The sequence below is a fragment of the Aequorivita sp. CRS11 genome, from assembly GCF_059693805.1.
The window spans coordinates 317860-338502 of the sequence record NZ_JCATIG010000003.1; the positions used below are offsets into that span (position 1 = coordinate 317860).

15 protein-coding genes are annotated in these 20643 nt (G+C 39.8%); 4 read left to right on the top strand and 11 right to left on the bottom strand.

Translation table 11 applies throughout. The features are described 5' to 3' along the window. Positions 1-2: 2 nt before the first annotated feature. The 3 genes from AC58DT_RS07440 to metG form a co-directional block, all read right to left on the bottom strand. On the bottom strand, positions 3-896 hold the full coding sequence (locus AC58DT_RS07440; RefSeq protein ID WP_497216239.1) for a DMT family transporter: 894 nt from the start codon (positions 894-896) through the stop codon (positions 3-5). A 90-nt stretch (positions 897-986) separates the two neighbouring features. Further along, positions 987-3125, bottom strand: coding sequence for a Tex family protein (locus AC58DT_RS07445; protein WP_497216240.1), 2139 nt, complete (start codon positions 3123-3125; stop codon positions 987-989). Positions 3126-3183: 58 nt separating this feature from the next. Continuing rightward, complete coding sequence (metG, locus tag AC58DT_RS07450; RefSeq protein WP_497216241.1) at positions 3184-5274, bottom strand: methionine--tRNA ligase; 2091 nt, start codon at positions 5272-5274, stop codon at positions 3184-3186. A gap of 62 nt (positions 5275-5336) precedes the next feature. On the opposite strand from metG, the gene AC58DT_RS07455 reads away from it, so the two are divergent. Continuing rightward, on the top strand, positions 5337-6233 hold the full coding sequence (locus AC58DT_RS07455; protein WP_497216242.1) for a S66 peptidase family protein: 897 nt from the start codon (positions 5337-5339) through the stop codon (positions 6231-6233). Between the two features lie 86 nt (positions 6234-6319). Then, positions 6320-6682 carry a YraN family protein gene (locus AC58DT_RS07460; protein ID WP_497216243.1) on the top strand — a complete coding sequence of 121 codons (363 nt, stop codon included), beginning with the start codon at positions 6320-6322 and terminating at the stop codon, positions 6680-6682. On the opposite strand, the gene AC58DT_RS07465 is transcribed toward AC58DT_RS07460, so the two are convergent. Then, entirely contained in the window at positions 6679-7497 is an 819-nt protein-coding gene (locus AC58DT_RS07465) for a helix-turn-helix domain-containing protein (protein WP_497216244.1), read from the bottom strand. The genes AC58DT_RS07460 and AC58DT_RS07465 overlap by 4 nt on opposite strands. A 106-nt stretch (positions 7498-7603) precedes the next feature. Next, on the bottom strand, positions 7604-10960 hold the full coding sequence (mfd, locus tag AC58DT_RS07470; RefSeq protein WP_497216245.1) for a transcription-repair coupling factor: 3357 nt from the start codon (positions 10958-10960) through the stop codon (positions 7604-7606). A gap of 61 nt (positions 10961-11021) precedes the next feature. On the opposite strand from mfd, the gene AC58DT_RS07475 reads away from it, so the two are divergent. Beyond that, a complete protein-coding gene (locus AC58DT_RS07475; protein ID WP_497216246.1) occupies positions 11022-12416 on the top strand; it encodes a dihydrolipoyl dehydrogenase family protein in 1395 nt (464 codons plus the stop codon). A 30-nt stretch (positions 12417-12446) separates the two neighbouring features. On the opposite strand, the gene AC58DT_RS07480 is transcribed toward AC58DT_RS07475, so the two are convergent. Genes AC58DT_RS07480 through AC58DT_RS07500 form a run of 5 tightly spaced genes read right to left on the bottom strand, consistent with a single transcriptional unit; the run spans position 12447 to position 18965 of the window. Then, positions 12447-13250: a TspO-related membrane protein gene (locus AC58DT_RS07480; protein ID WP_497216247.1), complete on the bottom strand. Its 804-nt coding sequence runs from the start codon at positions 13248-13250 to the stop codon at positions 12447-12449. 6 nt (positions 13251-13256) lie between these two features. Beyond that, on the bottom strand, positions 13257-13898 hold the full coding sequence (pdeM, locus tag AC58DT_RS07485) for a ligase-associated DNA damage response endonuclease PdeM (RefSeq protein ID WP_497216248.1): 642 nt from the start codon (positions 13896-13898) through the stop codon (positions 13257-13259). Continuing rightward, a complete protein-coding gene (locus tag AC58DT_RS07490) occupies positions 13895-16354 on the bottom strand; it encodes a ligase-associated DNA damage response DEXH box helicase (RefSeq protein ID WP_497216249.1) in 2460 nt (819 codons plus the stop codon). Before AC58DT_RS07490 ends, pdeM begins: the two co-directional genes overlap by 4 nt. Beyond that, a complete protein-coding gene (locus AC58DT_RS07495; RefSeq protein WP_497216250.1) occupies positions 16351-17943 on the bottom strand; it encodes an ATP-dependent DNA ligase in 1593 nt (530 codons plus the stop codon). The genes AC58DT_RS07490 and AC58DT_RS07495 overlap by 4 nt, the downstream gene beginning before the upstream one ends. Next, positions 17940-18965, bottom strand: a complete 1026-nt coding sequence (locus AC58DT_RS07500; RefSeq protein WP_497216251.1) for a ligase-associated DNA damage response exonuclease — start codon at positions 18963-18965, stop codon at positions 17940-17942. Before AC58DT_RS07500 ends, AC58DT_RS07495 begins: the two co-directional genes overlap by 4 nt. 176 nt (positions 18966-19141) lie before the next feature. Here AC58DT_RS07500 and AC58DT_RS07505 point away from each other — a divergent pair, with 176 nt between their 5' ends. Then, positions 19142-19570 (top strand): tellurite resistance TerB family protein, encoded by a 429-nt coding sequence (locus tag AC58DT_RS07505; protein ID WP_497216252.1) that lies wholly within the window; start codon positions 19142-19144, stop codon positions 19568-19570. Between the two features lie 48 nt (positions 19571-19618). Here the strand turns inward: AC58DT_RS07505 and fbp are convergent, their stop codons facing one another. Continuing rightward, entirely contained in the window at positions 19619-20626 is a 1008-nt protein-coding gene (gene fbp / locus AC58DT_RS07510; protein WP_497216253.1) for a class 1 fructose-bisphosphatase, read from the bottom strand. Between the last annotated feature and the right edge of the window lie 17 nt (positions 20627-20643).

Here is a 20643-nt window from a genome sequence, read left to right on the forward strand (position 1 = left end):
TTTCAAACTATTTCTTCGCTGTTTTTATTTTTTCCGAAGAAAGGAATTGGCCTATTGTAGAAAGTAATCCGAATGCCTAATAAAAGAATAACTCCGCCCAAAATCATTTGTAAACTTACTTCTTCCCCTATAAAAAGCCACGCCAAAATAGTAGTCAAAACCGCCTGTCCCAAAAGGCTAACAGAAACCCGTGTGGCCCGCATATGTTTGGTTGCATAGCCCAAAAGTAGCCACGCCATTAACTGGCAAACTACGCCCTGAACCACCAAAACAAACCATCCCATATTGCTGAATCCTGAAAATGGTTGCCCAATAAAATAACTCAAGATTGCTAAGAAAATAGCCGACGAAAGTGTGCTGATGGTTATAAATGGTAATACTTCCACTTCGTAAAGCACATATTTGCTGAGCAACATATAAACGGCATAAAACACTCCAGAAAGAATTGCAAAAATAAAGGCCAGGTCAAAATCTAGTTCTAAGAAAAATCCAAAACCAACCAATGTTACCATTCCGAAAATGGCAATTGCCGTGCCTATCCAAAAATTGACCGTTGGTTTATTTTTTAAGAAAAAAAATGCCCCAACGCCAACCCATACTGGTGAAAGATTGGTGAGTAAAGTAGCTTGCGTTGCTGTAGATTCTTGGATCGCGATGTTCCAAACAGCAACATCTCCAGCGAAAATTGCACCGCAAAGAACGGTTAGCAAGAAAATCTTCAAAGATTGAATTCTCATTTTTCCACTTAAAACCGTAAAAGGAACCAGCAAAGCAGCGGCAATCGCCATTCTATAAAACGCCGAAATAACACCCGGCGACAAGCTGAGTTTTACCAAAATGGGGAAAATGGAAATACAAACTATTCCAATGACAAGGGCAATTCGGGGCTTTGTCATAAAAGTGAAATTGAGAAGATTAAAATAAAAGCCGCAAAATTAGACTTTAAAAGCTATCTTTTGATGACTTAAGTCAATATTAAAGAATAATTAACGCGTTTCTAAATGGTGCAGTTTTAGTTGAATGCGTTTTCTTTCCACATCTACATCAAGCACTTTTACAACAATTTGTTGGTGCAAATGAACGTGCTCGTTTACATCCTTCACAAAAGAATCTGAAAGATTTGAAACGTGAATCAAGCCACTTTCTTTTATTCCAATATCAACAAAACAGCCGAAATTGGTAATGTTGTTTACGATTCCTGGCAATAGCTGCCCTTCTCGTAAATCGGTAATGTTCTTTATATTTTGGTTGAAAGTGAAGACTTTTGCCTCTTCGCGAATGTCCAATCCGGGTTTTTCCAGTTCTTTGATAATATCTTTTAAAGTTGGAAGCCCGATTTTTTCTGAAATATATTTTTCGAGATTTATTTTTTGAAGAAGCGCTTTATTTCCAATCAATTCCGAAACTTTTACTTTTTCATCCTTTGCCATTTTTGAAACGACCGCATAACTCTCCGGATGCACTGAAGAATCGTCCAGTGGATTTTCGCCATTTTTAATTCTGAGGAATCCAGCTGCCTGTTCAAAAGCTTTACCGCCCAAACGCGGTACATTTTTTATTCCTTCCCTTGAAGAAAAAGCGCCGTTTTCTTCACGATAATTCACCACATTTTCAGCCAGTTTTGGACCAATTCCCGAAACATAACTCAACAGCGGAACGCTTGCCGTATTTATATTTACGCCAACGGAATTCACACACAATTCCACCGAAGTATCCAAAGAACTCTTCAATTTAGTTTGATCCACATCGTGTTGATATTGCCCAACGCCAATGGATTTTGCATCAATCTTCACCAATTCAGCCAAAGGATCCTGCAAACGGCGACCGATGGAAACCGCGCCACGCACGGTAACATCGTAATTCGGAAATTCATCGCGTGCAATTTTTGAAGCGGAATAAATAGATGCGCCAGCTTCGCTCACAACAAAAACCTGTATTGCATTTTTAAATTGGATTCGCTTTATAAACTGTTCCGTTTCGCGGGAAGCCGTTCCGTTTCCTATTGCAATTGCTTCAATTTTATGGGCATCTGCCAGCGAGCTTATCTTTTTCATTGCAGTTGAAGTATCGCTTTTTGGCGGATGCGGAAAGATGGTTTCGTTATGTTGCAAATTTCCTTGGGCATCGAGACAAACCACTTTGCAACCACTTCTAAACCCAGGATCAATAGCCAAAACCCGTTTTTCCCCCAAAGGAGAACCCAACAAAAGTTGCTTTAAGTTTTTGGCAAAAACGTTGATTGCAGTTTCATCTGCCTTTTCCTTTGCAGCGGAAAGCGTTTCGTTTGAAAGTGCCGGAAACAAAAGGCGTTTGTAACTATCTTCAATCGCAAGTTTTACTTGTTTTGAAGCAGCATTATTAGCTTTTATAATTCTCTCTTCAATTTTAAACAATGCTTTTTCGTCATCAATCTCAATTTTTTGGCGAATAAATCCTTCCGAAGTTGCGCGAAGAATTGCCAACAATCTATGCGACGGAATTCTATTTAAAGCTTCGTTCCAATCAAAATAATCGCGGAATTTCTGCGCTTTTTCGTCTTCTTCAAACTTCTTTACCACTTTGGTTGAAATCACGGCAAAACGCTCCAATTGATTCCGAAGCATATTCCGAATATCGATGCGTTCGTTGATCCATTCCGCAATAATGTGGCGTGCGCCTTCCAAGGCTTCCTCTTCGGAATTTACTTCGCCTTTTATATATTTTAAAGCAATTGATGATATATCGGAAGCATTTTGGGACATTATAATTTTCGCCAATGGTTCCAAACCGTTTTCGCGTGCGGTATCAGCCTTTGTTTTGCGCTTCTTTTTATAAGGCAAATACAAATCTTCCAAAGCGATTAAATCTGTGGTTTCCTCTATTTTTTTCTGAAGTTCCGCAGTCAATACTCCCTGCTCTTCCAAAGATTTTAGAATGGTAGTTTTCCTCTTTTCAAGTGCTTCAAATTGCTCCTTAAATTTTACAATTTCGCCAATTTGAACTTCATCCAAATTTCCCGTCAATTCTTTTCTGTAGCGTGAAATGAACGGAATGGTGCAGTCTTCATTTAAAAGCTTGACTGTGTTTTCAACACTTTTTTTAGGGAGCTGGGTTTGGGAGGTTATATAGGCTACTAATGTTTTCAATAGGGTATGTATGTTTAATGTCGCCCGCAGATCGCGCAGATTTTCGCAGATTTTTTTGTTAGTTTATTGTCGCCCCATTCTCAACCCCATCTTCCCCAGGATTTACAAAAACAAGTTTTCCCTCAGCATTTTCAGTCATCAAAATCATCCCTTGGCTTTCAAACCCGCGAAGGGCTCTCGGCGCAAGGTTTGCCAAAACAGTAACTTTTTTACCGATGATTTCCTCTGGTTTAAAACTTTCCGCAATACCGGAAACAATGGTACGAACGTCAATTCCCGTATCAACTTTCAACACTAAAAGTTTGTCAGCTTTCGGCATTTTTTCGGCTTTAATTATGGTTCCAACGCGCATATCGAGTTTAGCGAAATCGTCGTATTGAATCGTTTCTTTTTGAGGCGTTACTTGCGAGGTTTCACCCGAAGCAATCTGTTCTTTATTCTCTTTATTATCCATTTTGGTTTGTTTCAATTTTTCTAATTGTGCTTCAATCTGCTCATCTTCTATTTTGCTGAAAAGCAATTCGGCTTTTCCAATTTTATGCCCTGGTTTTACGAGTTCTGATTTTGAAGAAACATCGTTCCACCCTTCGACTGCGTTCAGGGTGACATTGAGCATATTCTTTAATTTTTCCGAAGTAAACGGCAAAAACGGTTCGCTTAATACTGCCAAAGCCGATGCAATTTGCAGTGCAACATACATTACCGTTTTGGTGCGCTCCTCGTCGGTTTTTATAGTTTTCCACGGTTCCTCGTCGGCTAAATATTTGTTTCCGAGGCGTGCCACGTTCATCAATTCTGCCTGTGCTTCGCGAAAACGGTAACGCTCCAACGAACTTGCAATTACGGCAGGATATGCTTTTAACTCGCTTAAAACCTGTTCATCAATTTCTGAAAAAGTTGAAGGTTCGGGAATAATTCCTTCGTAATATTTATCGGTTAAAACCATTACACGGTTTATGAAATTTCCAAAAATAGCAACCAATTCATTATTATTTCGGGCTTGAAAATCTGCCCATGTAAAATCGTTATCCTTTGTTTCCGGGGCATTTGAGGTTAAAGTGTATCGCAACACATCCTGCTGGTTCGGAAAATCCTCCAAATATTCGTGCAACCAAACCGCCCAATTTTTACTGGTTGAAATTTTATTGCCTTCCAAATTCAAAAATTCATTTGCGGGAACGTTTTCGGGAAGTATGTAACTTCCCTCCGCTTTCAGCATTGCAGGGAAAATGATGCAGTGGAAAACGATGTTGTCTTTCCCAATAAAGTGAAGCATTTTGGTGTTTTCGTCCTTCCAATAATCTTCCCAATTTTTACCTTCGCGCTCCGCCCATTCTTTTGTTGAGGAAATGTAGCCGATTGGTGCATCAAACCAAACATAAAGTACTTTCCCGTCTGCTCCTTCAACCGGCACGGGAATTCCCCAATCGAGATCTCGTGTAACAGCGCGTGGACGCAAACCGTCGTCAATCCAACTTTTGCACTGGCCATAAACGTTTGTTTTCCAATCTTTTTTATGATCAACGAGTATCCATTTTTTTAAAAAATCTTCATATTCGTTTAAAGGCAAAAACCAATGCTTTGTTTCTTTTAGAATAGGTACATTTCCCGAAATGGCACTTTTCGGATTAATTAATTCTGTAGCATTTAAACTTGAACCACATTTTTCACATTGGTCGCCATAGGCTTCCTCATTGCCACATTTTGGACAGGTTCCTGTGATATATCGGTCTGCTAAAAACTGATTGGCTTCTTCATCATATAATTGTTCGGTAATTTCTTCAGTAAATTTTCCTTCTTCATATAATTTTTTGAAAAATTCTGAAGCTGTTTTATGATGGATTTCCGCAGAAGTACGCGAATAGTTATCAAAGGAAATCCCGAAATCTTCAAAAGATTTTTTGATAATGGCGTGATATTTATCTACCACTTGTTGCGGCGTAATGCCTTCTTTTTTCGCTTTTATTGTAATGGGCACACCGTGTTCATCGCTGCCGCAAATAAAGACAACATCCTTATTTTGAAGTCGTTGGTAACGTGCGTAAATATCCGCAGGCACGTAAACGCCCGCTAAATGGCCTATGTGAACGGGTCCGTTTGTATATGGTAAAGCGGCGGTAATTGTATACCTGTTTGGGTTTTGATCCATAATTTTTTTTGAGACGACAAAAGTACATATAAATGTAGTAATTTGTGATTTTAATTAGATTCATGATTACACCAAACAGACTTGAAAAAGGCGACACGGTTGGCATAGTTTCCACCGCGCGGAAAATTTCAAAAAAAGAATTAAAGCCCGTACTTCAATTACTTGAACGTTGGGGTTTGAAAGCAGTGTTAGGGAAAACAATTGGAGCCGAAGAAAACCAGTTTGCAGGCAGTGACGAATTGCGCGCTTCAGATTTTCAGCAAATGCTGGATGATCCAAATATTAAAGCAATTTGGTGTGCCCGTGGCGGTTACGGAACGGTTCGAATTATCGATAAACTTGACTTTTCGGCTTTCAAAAAAAATCCGAAATGGATTGTTGGGTACAGTGATGTTACGGTTTTACACTCGCACATCCACAATTTTGGAATTGAAACCTTGCACGCGCAGATGTGTTTGGAGATTGAAAATAAAACAGAGGAAGCCAGGGAATCCATTCGGAAAGTTTTGTTTGGGGAGGAATATAGTATTGAAATGAAATGGACAGATTCCTTCGCGCCGTTCGGAATTTTGAAAGGCGAATTAGTTGGTGGCAACCTTTCGGTTTTATATTCATTAATAGGAAGTAATTCTGAAATGAAAACCGATGGCAAAATTCTTTTCATCGAAGATTTGGACGAAATGCTTTATCACGTGGATAGAATGATGATGAATTTAAAACGAAGTGGTTATCTGAAAAATCCGAAAGGCCTTATCATTGGGGGAATGACGGAGATGAAAGACAATAAAGTGTACTTCGGAAAAACCGCTGAGGAGATTATTGCGGATTTGGTAAAAGAATACGAGTATCCAGTTATTTTAAATTTTCCGGCAGGGCATATCGCGGATAATCGGGCTTTGATTATGGGAAGGGAAGTTGAATTGAAAATTGCAGACAATCAAATAACTTTGAAGTTTTAAGAAATTACAATTGTCAAATTCCAAAATGCCAAATTCGACTATTCGTTTTTGGAATTTGGTGCTTGAAATTTGGTATTTTTAAAGTTATGGCAACGCACAACGAACTCGGAAAAATAGGGGAAGAAATAGCCGCGCAATATTTGCTTCGCAACGGTTATAAAATCCTGCGCCGAAATTTCTATTTTGACAAAGCCGAAATAGACATCATCGCCCAAAAGGAAGAAGGCACAGTTGTCATGGTGGAAGTAAAAACACGAAATAGCTCATTTTTTGGTAACCCGCAAGATTTCGTAACCAAAAACAAAATCAAACTTTTGGTAAAAGCAGCCAATGAATATATCGTTTCAAATGAGCTTGATGTGGAAGTTCGCTTTGATATTATTGCGGTTTTAAAGAACCAAAAAATGGAACAACTTCAGCATTTTGAAAATGCTTTTTATCATTTTTAATTTTCGGAATTACGAGAATCTCTTTCTTTTTTTATAAACTCTTCAATTTTATAGAGTAAAATAATCTGTAAAATCATAGCAGGAATTAAAAAGGCAAGCCCCAACCATGCCATAAAAACCAATACAAACAATATCCCGCTCACAACTTCAAAACCACCGGCTATTCCTGGGATCTTACCAAAGGGATTTTCCAATCGCATCACGGCCAAACCAAAAATAATACCGCCAATTCCACAGAAAATTGATTGTATAGTTATAACATATTCGGTGTAAAATGGTTCAAAGTAGAGTGAAGCCATATCGTACCCGTAAAATAAAATTGTTGTGCCAATTAAAAAGAAAGCACCTATTTTCAACAAATAATTATTGAAAATTTTGCCGCTCAAAACAAAACCCCATAAAAAATAAATATAGGCCAGCATCACTATAAATTTCATACTGATGTATGCGGCTTTTGGAATTATCAATTCATCTTCCTGAAATCGGGCATAGTCCACGGCAAATTCCACAAAACCGGAAAGGAAATAAATGATACCGCAAATCCAAGCCAGTTTTATGTAAAAAATAGAAAAGCCAACCTCTTTTAAATTGAAATTTTCAAAAGGGGAAGCTTCGGATTCTTGCAAGTTTTCCAAATCTTCGCCCAACGCATTTAAAATTGTTTTCAATGTAAAACTTCGGGGCGTTACTTCGCCAGCTTCAATACGTTGAATGGTCCGCACATTTATGTTGCATTGTTCCACAAGTTCCTCTTGCGTAAAGCCTTTTTGTTTACGAAGTTCTAAAATTTTTCGGCCGAGTTCTGGTTGTTTCATTTTTTCTGAATTGATGAAGCAATAGTACGATGGCAGTAAAGATAGTGCAATATTTTCAAGTGAATTTCACCCGACATTTACCCGACATTCGTTGATTTTAAAGGGGTTATTCGCTAAAGGGCTCCAAAGCCCGAAGTGCTTTATCTACGGAAGAAATACCTTCAAAAGTAAGCAACAACCGCAAGCCATTTCGGGTTTGTTTTTCCTTCATCGTTACTTTTTGGGGATGGGTTTGTACGTATTGCAGCACTTTGGTAAAAGCTGCGCTTTGGTAAAAAGCACTCTGCTGGTCTGCCACAAAATAACCGATCATTTTTTTCTGTTTCATCACAAGGCGTTCAAGGCCCATTGAAATTGCAATCCATTTTATGCGAACGCTGTTCAGCAAATCTTCCGCTTCCTTTGGCATTTCCCCAAAACGGTCCAGCAACTCCTTTTCAAATTTCTGAAGTTCGGCCTCGTTTTTTAGCTCGTTCAATTTTGTGTAAAGATTGAGTCTTTCGGTAATATTATTCACGTAATCATCAGGAAACAGCAATTCGAAATCGGTATCGATTGTCATTTCTTTTACGAAATTCTTCTTCGGCCCTTCCGTTTCTTCATAAAGATTTTTAAACTCTTTGTCTTTCAGTTCCTCAATGGCTTCGGCAAGAATTTTTTGATAGGTTTCAAAACCCATTTCGTTGATAAACCCGCTCTGTTCGCCGCCCAGTAAATCTCCCGCGCCACGGATTTCCAAATCCTTCATCGCAATGTTTATCCCGCTGCCCAATTCTGAAAATTGTTCCAAAGCGGTGATTCGTTTTCGCGCTTCGTCCGTCATTGCTGAATATTCCGGAGTGATGAAATAACAGAATGCTTTTTTATTGCTTCGGCCCACGCGGCCGCGCATTTGGTGCAAATCTGAAAGTCCAAAATTATTGGCGTTGTTGATGAAAATAGTATTCGCATTCGGAACGTCCAGTCCGCTTTCAATAATTGTGGTCGAAACTAAAACATCGAATTCATTGTTCATAAACCGAAGCATCAAATCTTCCAGTTTTTTGCCGTCCATCTGCCCGTGACCGATCCCTATTTTCGCATCGGGCACCAAACGTTGGAGCATTCCGGCGACTTCTTTTATATTTTCTATTCTATTGTGAACAAAGAAAACTTGTCCGCCGCGCGAAATTTCATAGCGAACGGCATCGCGAATGCTTTCTTCCCCAAAACGGATGACGTGCGTTTCCACAGGATAGCGGTTGGGTGGCGGTGTAGTGATAACCGAAAGATCACGCGCGGCCATCAAACTGAACTGCAACGTACGCGGAATGGGCGTTGCGGTTAACGTCAACGTATCCACATTTTCTTTGATAGTTTTCAATTTATCCTTTACGGCAACTCCAAACTTCTGTTCTTCATCAATAATTAAAAGACCCAAGTCCTTAAATTCAACCGATTTGTTAACCAATTGATGTGTGCCAATAACGATATCGAGTTTGCCGTTTTTCAATTCCTCCAAAACGGTTTTTCGTTCTTTTGCTGTGCGGAAACGGTTGAGATAATCAACTTTTACGGGCATATCAGCCAAACGTTCGGAAAAAGTTTTAAAATGCTGAAACGCCAAAACGGTGGTCGGCACCAAAACGGCGACTTGTTTTCCGTTATCCACCGCTTTAAAAGCCGCGCGAATAGCGACTTCCGTTTTTCCGAAACCTACGTCGCCACAGACTAAACGATCCATCGGGCGCTCGTTTTCCATATCTTTTTTAACGTCTTCGGTTGCCGTACTTTGGTCTGGGGTATCTTCATAAATGAAGGAGGATTCCAATTCTGCCTGCAAATAGCTATCGGGCTCGAATGCGAAACCTTTCAGCGTGCGTCGTTTTGCGTATAATTCAATTAAATTAAAAGCAATTTCCTTTACACGGGTCTTGGTTTTTTGCTTCAGCTTTTTCCACGCATCGCTACCTAATTTGTATATTTTGGGCTCCTTTCCATCCTTGCCGTTGTATTTTGAAATCTTGTGCAACGAGTGAATGCTGAGATACAAAATATCGCGCTCACCGTAAAAAAGTTTGATGGCTTCCTGCATTTTTCCTTCCACTTCAATTTTCTGCAATCCGCCAAATTTCCCAATTCCGTGGTCAATATGCGTTACGTAATCGCCCACTTCCAGATTGGTAATTTCCTTTAAAGTGATCGCCTGCTTTTTGGCGTAACCGTTTTTCAGTTGAAATTTATGGTAACGCTCAAAAATTTGATGATCGGTATAGCAAACTAGTTTTAAATCGTCATCAATAAAGCCTTGAAACAGCGGAAAAACAATAGTTTCAAACTGTTCCACATTTTGTTGGGCATCTTCAAAAATGTCGTGAAAACGCTTTGCCTGTTGCTCGCTACTGCAGAAAATGTAGTTTTTATAACCTTTTTCGGTGTTTTCATTCAGGTTTTCAATCAGTAAATTGAACTGTTTGTTGAACGACGGTTGTGGTTTAGTTGAAAACGAAAGCCCACCCCCAGCCCCTCCCGAGAGGAGGGGAGCTTTGTTGTTTTTTAAATGAACCGTTGTAAATTCGGAAAGTTGTGCTTTCAACAATTCCGAAGTACAGAAAAGTTCCGAAGGCTTTGCGCGTTTTATTTCAGAATCGATTGCATTAAAAGCTTCAGTTGCTTTTTTGAAAAGGTTATCAATTGCGCTACTAAAAAGTTCTTCATTTTTTAGAAAAACCACGGTTTTGGATGCGATATATTTCAGAAAACTTTCTCGGTTTTCATCCACCATTTTATTTTCCACATTTGGAATGATGGAAACCTTTTTCACTTGTTCCAAAGAAAGCTGCGTTTCTACATCAAAGGTCCGAATGCTGTCAACCTCATCGCCAAAAAATTCAATTCGGTACGGTTCGTCATTGCTGAAACTAAATACATCCAAAATTCCACCCCGCACTGAAAATTCGCCTGGTTCGGTAACAAAATCGGTACGTTTGAAGCGGTATTCAAACAAAACCTCGTTTACAAAATCGATGGAAAGTTGGTCGTTTACTGCAATTTTCAGCGTGTTTCGTTCCAATTCCTTTCGGGTTACGACCTTCTCAAAAAGCGCTTCGGGATAGGTTACGATCAGCGCTGGTTTTTTTCGGGAATTTATCCGGTTTAAAACCTCGCTTCGCAGCAAAACATTGGCATTGTCGGTCTCCTCAATTTGATATGGCCGTCTATAACTTCCAGGATAGAAAAGCACATTTTGGTCGCCCAACAGATTTTCGAGATCGTTTAAATGGTAAGCCGCTTCTTCCTTATCGTTAAAAATTAAAAGAAAAGGCAATTCCGAAGTAGAAAAAGTTTCAGCAATTACAAGTGAAAGGGATGAGCCAACGAGCCCAGAAACTTGAATTTTATTTTCGGATGAAGCAATAGTTTCCCCCAGTTTTCGTGTTTGCGAAGACCGTGAATAAAGCGAAGTAACGAGTGTTTTGCTCATCGGGACGGCAAAGATAGTACGCTTTATTATTTTTCAAACTGCAAAATTCAACTTTATCATTTTGCTAACACAAATAACTTGGGCGTTTCTCTATTTTCGGTTTATGGCTATAAAAGAATACGATGTTTTTGTAATAGGAACCGGAACCGCCGGAAAAACTGTGGCGTATGATTGCGCTGCGGAAGGAATGAAAGTAGCGATTGCGGACAACCGCGAATTTGGCGGAACCTGCCCAAATAGAGGTTGCGACCCGAAAAAAGTTTTGGTGGGAATTACGGAGGCGATGCAACTAGCTACAAATTTAAGAGGAAAAGGAATTGTTTCCATCCCAAAAATTGATTGGGCAGCGCTTCAGAAGTTTAAGTCAACATTTACAGATGCTGTACCTGCTTCCACGGAAAAGAAATTGAAAGAAGCAGGAATTGAATTGTACCATCAATCGCCAAAATTTCTTAATGAAAACACACTTTCGGTGGAAGGAAAAACCTTAAAGGCGAAAAAGATTGTAATTGCGACCGGCCAAAAACCCATGGAGCTGAAAATCCCTGGAAGGGAACATTTAATGGTCAGCGACGATTTTTTGGAATTGGAAGAACTGCCCGAAAGCATCGTCTTTGTTGGCGCGGGCTATATCGGGATGGAGTTTGCCCACATTGCCGCGCGCTGCGGCGCAAAAGTTACGGTAATTGAGTTTGAGGATCGTCCGCTCAGGCCTTTTGAAGCCGATATCGTTTCGCACCTCACAAAAGCTTCGGAAGAACTTGGGATCAAATTTATTTTCAACGCAAAGGTTTCCGAAGTGGAAAAACTTCAGAAAAACATTCGCGTTTCTTATGAAAAGAATGGTAAAACCGAATCCGTTGTCGCCCGAATGGTTTTCAATACCGCCGGCCGCGTGCCATCCATCGACGAGCTGGATTTGGAAAAAGCAAATGTCGCGTTTGAAAAAAGCGGGATTTCGGTGAACGAATTTCTTCAGAATACAACCAATAAATCTGTCTATGCCTGTGGCGATGTTTCGGCAAGTGGGGCGTTACCATTAACGCCAACTACATCCCAGGAAGCTCGGATAGTTTCGTTGAATATCAGAAATGGAAACCACACAAAAATGGATTTTCCGCCAGTACCATCGGTTGTTTTCACCATTCCACAAGTTGCAGCAATCGGTTTGACTGAGGAAGAGGCAAAGGAAAAAGGTTATGATTTTGTAGTGGAATATAAAAGCGTCCCGAAATGGTTCAATGCAAAACGCATTAATGACGACGTTTACGCCTATAAAACGATCGTGGACAAAAAACGAAATATTGTTTTGGGCGCGCATATAATCGCTTCCGAAGCCGGAGAAATGATCAATCTATTCGTGCTGGCAATGTGCGGAAAACTGACTACTGAGAATATTAAGGCAATGATTTTTGCTTATCCCACTTGGGGAAATGATATTAAGGGGATGGTTTAGGAGAAATTCCCAAAAATTCAAATTCCAAAATTACTTTTTAGAATTGAGATGTTCCCTTAATTTAATATTGGGGCTTGTAGCTCTATTTTTAAACCCGTGGTAACTGCTGCTTACAAACAAAACTGCGGCCACTGCAATCGCTACATAGGCAACGGTTTTGCTCACGTTCCAATTGGCTACTGCTATTGCCGCCAAGGCCCACACTCCTACTAATGCAAATTCACGCATATTTCTTCGCCACGTTACTACTAAGTTTATTATTCCAGCAATGATAATCATCGTTACCGCCCACGAAACTTCACTATAGCCCCAGGCGTTCCACTCAATACTCGTTAAATAGGCCGCTACATTTGCGATGCTCGCCACGGTAACCCAGCCGCTGTAAAACACGAAAGGCCACCAAAGAAAAGCAATAACGGAAATTGGCGCATCCCAAAGTTCCATCCGGTTGTTCAACACGATTTTTAACAGTGAAAAGAGCAACACGAAAATAGCAAGGATGGAATATTCCATATATCCGTAAAGCCAAAAAGTAATCCACATAATATTGGCGAGGCAGGAAAGCACAAACCACCAGCCCGTTTTTAAAATAAAGTCATCATCGCGCACTTTGGTGAAGAGGCTTCGGCTTTGATAAATTACAAATCCTAAAAGCATTAAATAAATAAGTCCCCAAATTGAGAATGCGTATCCAGCGGGAGTGAAAAGGTTTTTAGAGGAATTTGAAATTTCGCCAATAGTAGTATTATTCATCGCTCCTGTATTGGATAGATAATTGACAAATACAGTTGTCACGAAGGCGATAATGTTTGCTATTTGTAATGTCTTCTTCATAATAAATTAGTTTTTTGAAACACAAATTACTTCGCCTTCCACAATGGCAAAAACGGCATCTTTTTCCGAAGGCGTTAAAATATGTTTCCCTGTAAAGTTACCAAAAGCGGGCAAAATAAGTTGGTTTTCTGTTTTATAAAAACACGGTAGTTTTAAAAATTGACGACCAATACCTTTCATTCTAATTCCTGGATGTATGTGGCCCGAAAAGTTGAAAGTTCCTTTAATTTCGCTTGGGTGATGGGTTAAATGAAAACCATCCAATAACACTTCATCAAAAACTTTTACACCTAAATCTTCGTAAAGATATTTTGGAATGATGTCGTGATTCCCTGAAATAAGAACTATTTCGGCTTTGGTATATTCTACCCATTTTTCAAAATCCTGCCATTCTTCATTCAGCTTACTATGAAAAAGATCACCCAAAAAACAGATGGTTTCAGGTTGAAATTGATTACTGATTTCGGTAAGTTTCTCAAGGTTTTTAAAAGCTGCATTTGCGGGAACGGGAGCGCCGTGTTTTCTGAAATGAACCACTTTTCCCAAATGCACATCTGCAATCAAGAGTGTTTTTTTTTCTTCCCAATAGATGGCTCCGCTAGGGTGAAGAAGAAATGTGTTATGTTTTATTGATATTTTTTGAATCATTTCATTAATTGAAGTGTCATTTTTTTTATTCTATCCGCCAGTTTTTCTGAAGAAAGTTTTTCGCGAAGTCTATCTGTAATAATCGGAAAGCTGAAAGGCGTTGCTTTTTCGCACTGTTTCCAAATTATTTTTTGTGAATTGATACGTTCCAAAGCCAATCGCAATCTGCCTTCTTCCAGTTGATGTTCAAAAGTTTCCCGATAGGCCTGAAGGTACAAAAGATTGTCCGGCTCATAATCTCTAAAAACATCAAAAAGCAATTGACTGTTGCTTTGCAAATGCTTCGTTTTAATCACTTTGTTTGGATATCCCTGAAAAACCATCCCGCTGATAACCGCTATATCTCGAAATTTTCTGCGTGCCAATTCCGTAGCATTCAAGCTTTTTTGAAGATCGTCAAAAAGAAATTCCGAAGAAAAAAGATTGTTGTCAATCACATTTTGAATATTCAAAAATTGGTCGCTCAATAGTTCAAAACCATAATCGTTATACGCCAGTGAAAAGGTAATCGGCGACAACAAACTAATTCTATACGCCAGCAAACTACTCATCGCTTCGTGCACAAAACGCCCTTCAAACGGATAAAAAAGGGTGTGATAGCCTTCGCGGGTTTTGAAGGTTTCAATTAAAAATTCATTTTCACCGGGCACGATACTTTCGCGTTCCTGTCTGTCAAAAATTTGGCTCAATGCCTTTAATTCAGGTGTATTCCGTTTGTGGTCGGCTTCACTTTGCAATTCTTCCCGAAGAATTTTACTCATTTGTGAAGAAAGCGGCAACCGCCCACCCATAAAACTGACAACTTTCGCAGAACGTTTGCCTGATTTCCGAACCTGTGCTACCATCTGCCTAAGTCTGACCAATTCCAGTGTTCGTCCTGCAAAAACAAAAGTGTCGCCCGGCTTCATTTTGCTTATAAACCATTCTTCAATCGTACCGATAAATCCCCCAGAAACGTACTTAACGAGCATCATACTATCGCTCACTATTGTGCCGATGCTCAAACGATGCATCATCGCGATTTGCCTGCTTTCCACTTTAAATAGACCTTCATCCGTGACTTCCACTTTTTTATATTCATCGTACGCTTGCAAACTTTGACTTCCTAAAGTGATAAAATTGAGGCACCAATTCCATTGCTCGTCCGTAATTCCTTGAAAACAAAAAGTGTTTTTTACTTCTGAAAAAATTTCCTTTGGAAAAAATCCATTGCTTATTGCAAGCGTTACCAAATATTGAATAAGTACGTCAAAACTTAACAAATAAGGGATTCTATCTTCAACAACATCTTCTTTTACCGCTCTTTTTAATGCCGAAGCTTCCACCAATTCCAAGGCATGCGTAGGCAAAAAATAAATCACCGAAGGCTCTCCCGGGCGGTGATTGCTTCTCCCTGCCCGTTGCAGAAATTTTGCAATTCCCTTCGGTCCGCCGATTTGAATTATGGTTTCCACAGGTGCAAAATCCACTCCCAAATCCAAACTTGAAGTCGCAACAACCGCGGTCAACGATTCGTTGCGGATAGCCTGCTCCACCCAAAGCCTTGTTTCTTTCCCAATGCTGCCGTGGTGCATCGCAATTTCACCTGCAAATTCAGGATGTTTTTCAAGGATTTTTTGAAACCAAATTTCGCACTGTCCGCGTGTATTGGTGAAAATAAGCGTGGTTTTACTGTTGTTTATTATTGGAATGATTTCTTCCAAAAGATGCAAACCTAAATGTCCGCGCCACGGAAAGGTTTCCATTTTTTTTGGAATGATTGAGCGGACTTCAATTCTCTTTTTCTCCTTTGCTTTGATTAAAACAGCATTTTTTCGGAATTCAGAATCCATCCCCAACAGTACATCTTGCGCTTCCTCGAGATTCCCAATTGTGGCAGAGATTCCCCAAATTCGAAGTTTTGGCGAAACAGTTTTTAAGCGTGAAAGTGCGAGTTCCATTTGCACACCACGCTTGCTTCCCAAAAGTTCGTGCCATTCGTCAACTACAATTGCAGTTAGGGTTTTAAAGGTTTTATCATACCCTTTTGAAGCGAGTAAAAGCATTAAACTTTCAGGTGTGGTAATCAACAAATCGGGCATTTGGCGTTTTTGTTTTGCCCGTTCGCTTTGGGACGTATCGCCCGTGCGGATTCCCACCGTCAATCCTATTCCCAAATCATCCGCAAAACGCTGCGCCGCTTGCTGAATTTCTACGGAAAGTGCTCGCAAAGGTGTAATCCAAATTGCCTTCAATCCTTTTTTGTGTTTCGTTTTATAATCGGGGTTTTCCTTTAAATATTGAAGTACAATCGGTACCCAAAGCGCATAGGTTTTCCCACTACCCGTTGGAGCGTTTAAAAGGCCGTGCTTACCATCGAGAAATGCTTTCCAGGTTTTTCTTTGGAACGTAAATGACTTCCAATTTTTTGATTGAAACCAATCCTCGGCTATGGAAATGAGTTCGGCTTGTTTCATTTTGGGATTAGTGCTTTAAGATCATCCAGAGTATTGGCTTCGGAAATTGGTTTATCTTTTCGCCAACGAAGAATCCGCGGAAATCGCGTGGCAATCCCACTTTTATGACGACTGCTTTCTGCAATTCCTTCAAAAGCAATTTCAAAAACGTGATGCGGAGTTACGCTCCGCACGGGACCAAAACGCTCTAAGGTATTTCGTTTTATCCAATTATCTACTTGTCTAAATTCCGCATCCGTTAATCCGGAGTAAGCTTTTGCGAATGTTACCAATTCGCCGTCATTCCACAGTGCGAATGTATAATCTGTGTACAGATTTGCACGTCTTCCGTGGCCACGCATGGCATAGGTTAAAACCGCATCAATTGTAAACGGATCGATTTTCCATTTCCACCAATCACCTTTTTTTCTTCCAACTAAGTATGGTGAATTCTTTCGTTTCAACATCAAACCTTCGCTTCTTTTTTCCCGGGAAAGATCGCGCTCGGCAGCAGCTTCTTCCCAGGTTTCAAACTGCATTGTTTCGCTTAAATAAATTCCAATTTCTTCGGAATTTATCTTTTGAATCAATCCATCTAAAATTTTTCTCCGCTCCGAAAAAGGTTTTTGTCGAATATCTTCGCCCCGCCATTCCAACAAATCGTACGCATTCAGAATTACTGGGGTTTTTTTTAGCAGTGCTTTGGAAATATTTTTTCTTCCAATGCGGGTTTGAAGTGTATTGAAGTTTTGAATTTCTCCATCTGAAAAAGGAAGGATTTCACCGTCAATCACAGTTCCATTGGGAATTACTTTTAGGAAATTTTGAAACTCGGGATATTTATCGGTTACCAATTCCTCACCCCTTGACCACACAAAAACCTCATCATTCCGGATTATTACTTGGCTACGAATGCCATCCCATTTATGCTCGAAGCTCCAATCTGAAATGGGCCCCAAATCCTCCTGAAAATCATCCTCCACCGCATACGCCAAGTAAAACGGATACGGTTTGCTGAGATAATCTTCTTCATTTTGTTCGAGAATTAGTTTTTTATAGGTTGTTTTTTCGGGGGTCCAATCACCCATTAATTTATAGGCCAAAATATCTTCATCAATTCCGGTAGCTTTTGAAAGCGCGCGCGTCATTAACTTTTGGCTTACGCCAATTCTAAAACTTCCGGTAAGAATTTTATTGAAAACGAAACGTTCAAAATAATTAAGCGCCAACCAATTGTCGTGCAGATATTTCTTTTTTTCTTCTTCGGGAAGCGTTCGGAGTTCAATGATTTCTGAAACAAATTCTGAAAGTGATTTCTCGGAATATTCTTCCGAAGTTGGTAAAATTAGTGCAATCGTTTCCGCCAAATCGCCTACAATATGATAGCTTTCCTCAAATAGCCAAAGCGGAATTCCACTGATTTCCGTAGCCCAAAGTCGTAAAAGGGTAGTATTCACAGGACGTTTTGGACGTCGGTGCGAAAGTATAGCAATAGTCCAAAGTTTATCTTCATCATTTGCATTTTGAAAATAGGCCGTGAGCGCCGCTACCTTTTCATTGGTTTTGTTCGTGCTATCGAGTTTTTTTATGAGTTGGGCAAAATCTTTCATACATTTTCCTCCTCTTCCTTTTTCATCGTTTCGCTTCCTTCTTCTTCGTATTGGGTTTTTTCGGTTCGGGCGTCGTAGCCTAATTCTTCCCTTAAATAGCGCGCAAAAATATCTATATATCCATGGGTGGCGATTACTTTTTCGCAACCCGTAGCTTCGATTGCCGAAAGCAAACCGTCCCAATCAGCGTGATCGCTTAATACAAATCCGCGGTCAATAGCTCTTCTTCTTCTTGCACCGCGAAAAGTCATCCAACCGCTTGCGGAAGCTGTTACATAAGGCACAAACCTTCTAATCCAAGTGCTGCCATGGGCGCTGGGTGGTGCAACTATTATGTTTCCTTTTATTTCTTCTTTTGAAGTATCGCGCGTTATTAACTTAGTTTCGGGGAGTTTATAGTTTGCCCGAACTACTTCAGTCATATTTTCAACCGCGCCGTGGGTGTAGATTTTTCCGATGGAAGTATCGAGATGCTTCAGCAAACGCTGGGCTTTTCCCAAACTGTATCCAAACAGAATGGAAGTTCTGCCATCACTTTTATTGGTTGCCCACCAATCGTTTATATCCTTAAAAACTTCCGCTTGCGGCTCCCATTTAAAAGCGGGCAAACCAAAAGTGCATTCCGTTATAAATGTGTGGCATTTTACAGGTTCGTAAATTTCTGCTAAGCCGTCATCTTCGGTTTTGAAGTCACCTGTGAAAACCCAGACTTCGCCTTTATATTCCACTCGAACCTGTGATGAAGCCATAATATGGCCGGCAGGATGCAGGGAAAATTTCACGCCATTAATTGTAAAAGTTTCGTTCCATTTTTTTCCAGTTACTGAAATGTCCCCCAAACGATGCTTAATAATAGGTACATTATTATTTTGTGTAATGTATTGTTTGTGGCCCCAACGGCTATGATCTGCGTGGCCGTGGGTAACGATGCATTTATCCACCGGGCGCCATGCATCTATATAAACGTCTGCTTTCTGGCAATAAATTCCTTTGTCGTTAAAAACGAGTAATGGTTGTTTCATTTTTTTTTTCAATAGCAATTTAAAAATAGTGAAAGCTTGTTATGCTTCGCACAGAATTAAGAAAAGTTTAGGTTGAAATGCTTTTAGGATTAAATGAAGAAAACCTTAACAGATTGCTTTGCTTTGCTCGCAATTGTCGTTTACAAGTTTTATATTTGCAGTATAAAAACCAAATTATGTCATTTACAGATTTATTCGAAAGCGGGGAGCATTCCCGAAATTTGGGGCATTTTGCTTCTATTGCAAACATGGCTTCCATTGATGGGGAAATAGGTGCGGAAGAAGAAAAAATGCTAAAGCGTTTTGCGCGAAAATTGGATATTGAACAAGAAGAATATGATGCGGTGCTGAAAAATCCTTCAAAATATCCTATCAATCCACCAAATTCTTCCGAAAGACGTTTGGAACGTATGCACGATTTGTTCCAAATTATTTTTGCTGACCATGAAATAGACGACCACGAGCGTTTTTTAATTGAAAAATACGCAATCGGTCTTGGTTATACTGCTGAGCTTGCCCAAGATTTAATTAAAAGATCAATTGCAATATACAGTGGTGGTTTAAGCCTTGAGGATTACCGTTATTTACTAAATAGAAAAGACTAACTCTTTTTTGAAGGAACAAGAAACCCGTGGTGAAAGCTTCGGGTTTTTTTATTTTGCATTTCTCATAAATTCTTCCGCCTTTTCTACCATTTCGGTAGTCCCGCTGAAAAATGGCACCCGCTGATGCAAAGTGGTTGGTTGAATTTCCAAAATTCTTTGAAAGCCATTGCTGGCCTTTCCTCCCGCCTGTTCGGCAATCATCGCCATGGGGTTACATTCGTACAACAGTCTTAGTTTCCCTTTTGGATCTTTTGAAGTACTGGGATAAATATAAATACCACCTTTAATCATGTTTCGATGGAAATCTGAAACCAATGAACCTATGTAACGTGACGTATAAGGACGATCTTCCTCTTCTTTTTGACAATATTTTATGTAATCTTTTACTCCTTGGGGAAAGTGGACGTAATTTCCTTCATTAACTGAATAAATATTTCCTTTGTCCGGGAACTTCATGTTCGGGTGTGAAAGGTAGTACGTTCCAATTGCGGGATTTAACGTAAACCCGTTTACGCCGTGGCCCGTAGTATAAACTATCATTGTTGAAGTACCGTAGACAATGTAACCAGCAGCTACCTGGTTTATGCCCGGTTGAAGAAAATCTTCAATCGTTACAGGAGTTCCCGAAGGTGTAATTCTTCTGAAAATAGAAAAAATAGTACCTACCGAAACATTCACATCTATATTGGAAGAACCGTCCAGCGGATCCATCAACACCACATATTTGTTGTCGTTCTTTTCGTTTCTGCCCTTTATAGTTATAAAATCGTCCTCTTCCTCGCTTGCAATTCCACATACAATCTCACGGTTTGTAAGCGTATTTATAAATACCTCGTTGGCAAAAACATCCAGTTTTTGCTGGTCTTCGCCCTGAACATTCATATCTCCGGCCGTACCTAAAATATCAACCAATCCGGCTTTGTTTACTTTATGGTTTACCACTTTTGCCGCCAAACGAATTGAATTTATTAATCGTGAAAGCTCACCGGAAGAGTACTTGAATTCGCTTTGATTTTCAATTATAAACTCGCCAAGCGATTGATTTATTTTTGCCATGGGGTTGAAGGTATCCT

Bases quoted from the DNA above. Each gene is read 5' to 3' on its own strand.
- AC58DT_RS07440 (WP_497216239.1), bottom strand. From the start codon at position 896: ATGACAAAGCCCCGAATTGCCCTTGTCATTGGAATAGTTTGTATTTCC.
- metG (WP_497216241.1), bottom strand. From the start codon at position 5,274: ATGGATCAAAACCCAAACAGGTATACAATTACCGCCGCTTTACCATAT.
- AC58DT_RS07455 (WP_497216242.1), top strand. From the start codon at position 5,337: ATGATTACACCAAACAGACTTGAAAAAGGCGACACGGTTGGCATAGTT.
- AC58DT_RS07460 (WP_497216243.1), top strand. From the start codon at position 6,320: ATGGCAACGCACAACGAACTCGGAAAAATAGGGGAAGAAATAGCCGCG.
- AC58DT_RS07465 (WP_497216244.1), bottom strand. From the start codon at position 7,497: ATGAAACAACCAGAACTCGGCCGAAAAATTTTAGAACTTCGTAAACAA.
- mfd (WP_497216245.1), bottom strand. From the start codon at position 10,960: ATGAGCAAAACACTCGTTACTTCGCTTTATTCACGGTCTTCGCAAACA.
- AC58DT_RS07480 (WP_497216247.1), bottom strand. From the start codon at position 13,250: ATGAAGAAGACATTACAAATAGCAAACATTATCGCCTTCGTGACAACT.
- pdeM (WP_497216248.1), bottom strand. From the start codon at position 13,898: ATGATTCAAAAAATATCAATAAAACATAACACATTTCTTCTTCACCCT.
- AC58DT_RS07490 (WP_497216249.1), bottom strand. From the start codon at position 16,354: ATGAAACAAGCCGAACTCATTTCCATAGCCGAGGATTGGTTTCAATCA.
- AC58DT_RS07495 (WP_497216250.1), bottom strand. From the start codon at position 17,943: ATGAAAGATTTTGCCCAACTCATAAAAAAACTCGATAGCACGAACAAA.
- AC58DT_RS07500 (WP_497216251.1), bottom strand. From the start codon at position 18,965: ATGAAACAACCATTACTCGTTTTTAACGACAAAGGAATTTATTGCCAG.
- AC58DT_RS07505 (WP_497216252.1), top strand. From the start codon at position 19,142: ATGTCATTTACAGATTTATTCGAAAGCGGGGAGCATTCCCGAAATTTG.
- fbp (WP_497216253.1), bottom strand. From the start codon at position 20,626: ATGGCAAAAATAAATCAATCGCTTGGCGAGTTTATAATTGAAAATCAA.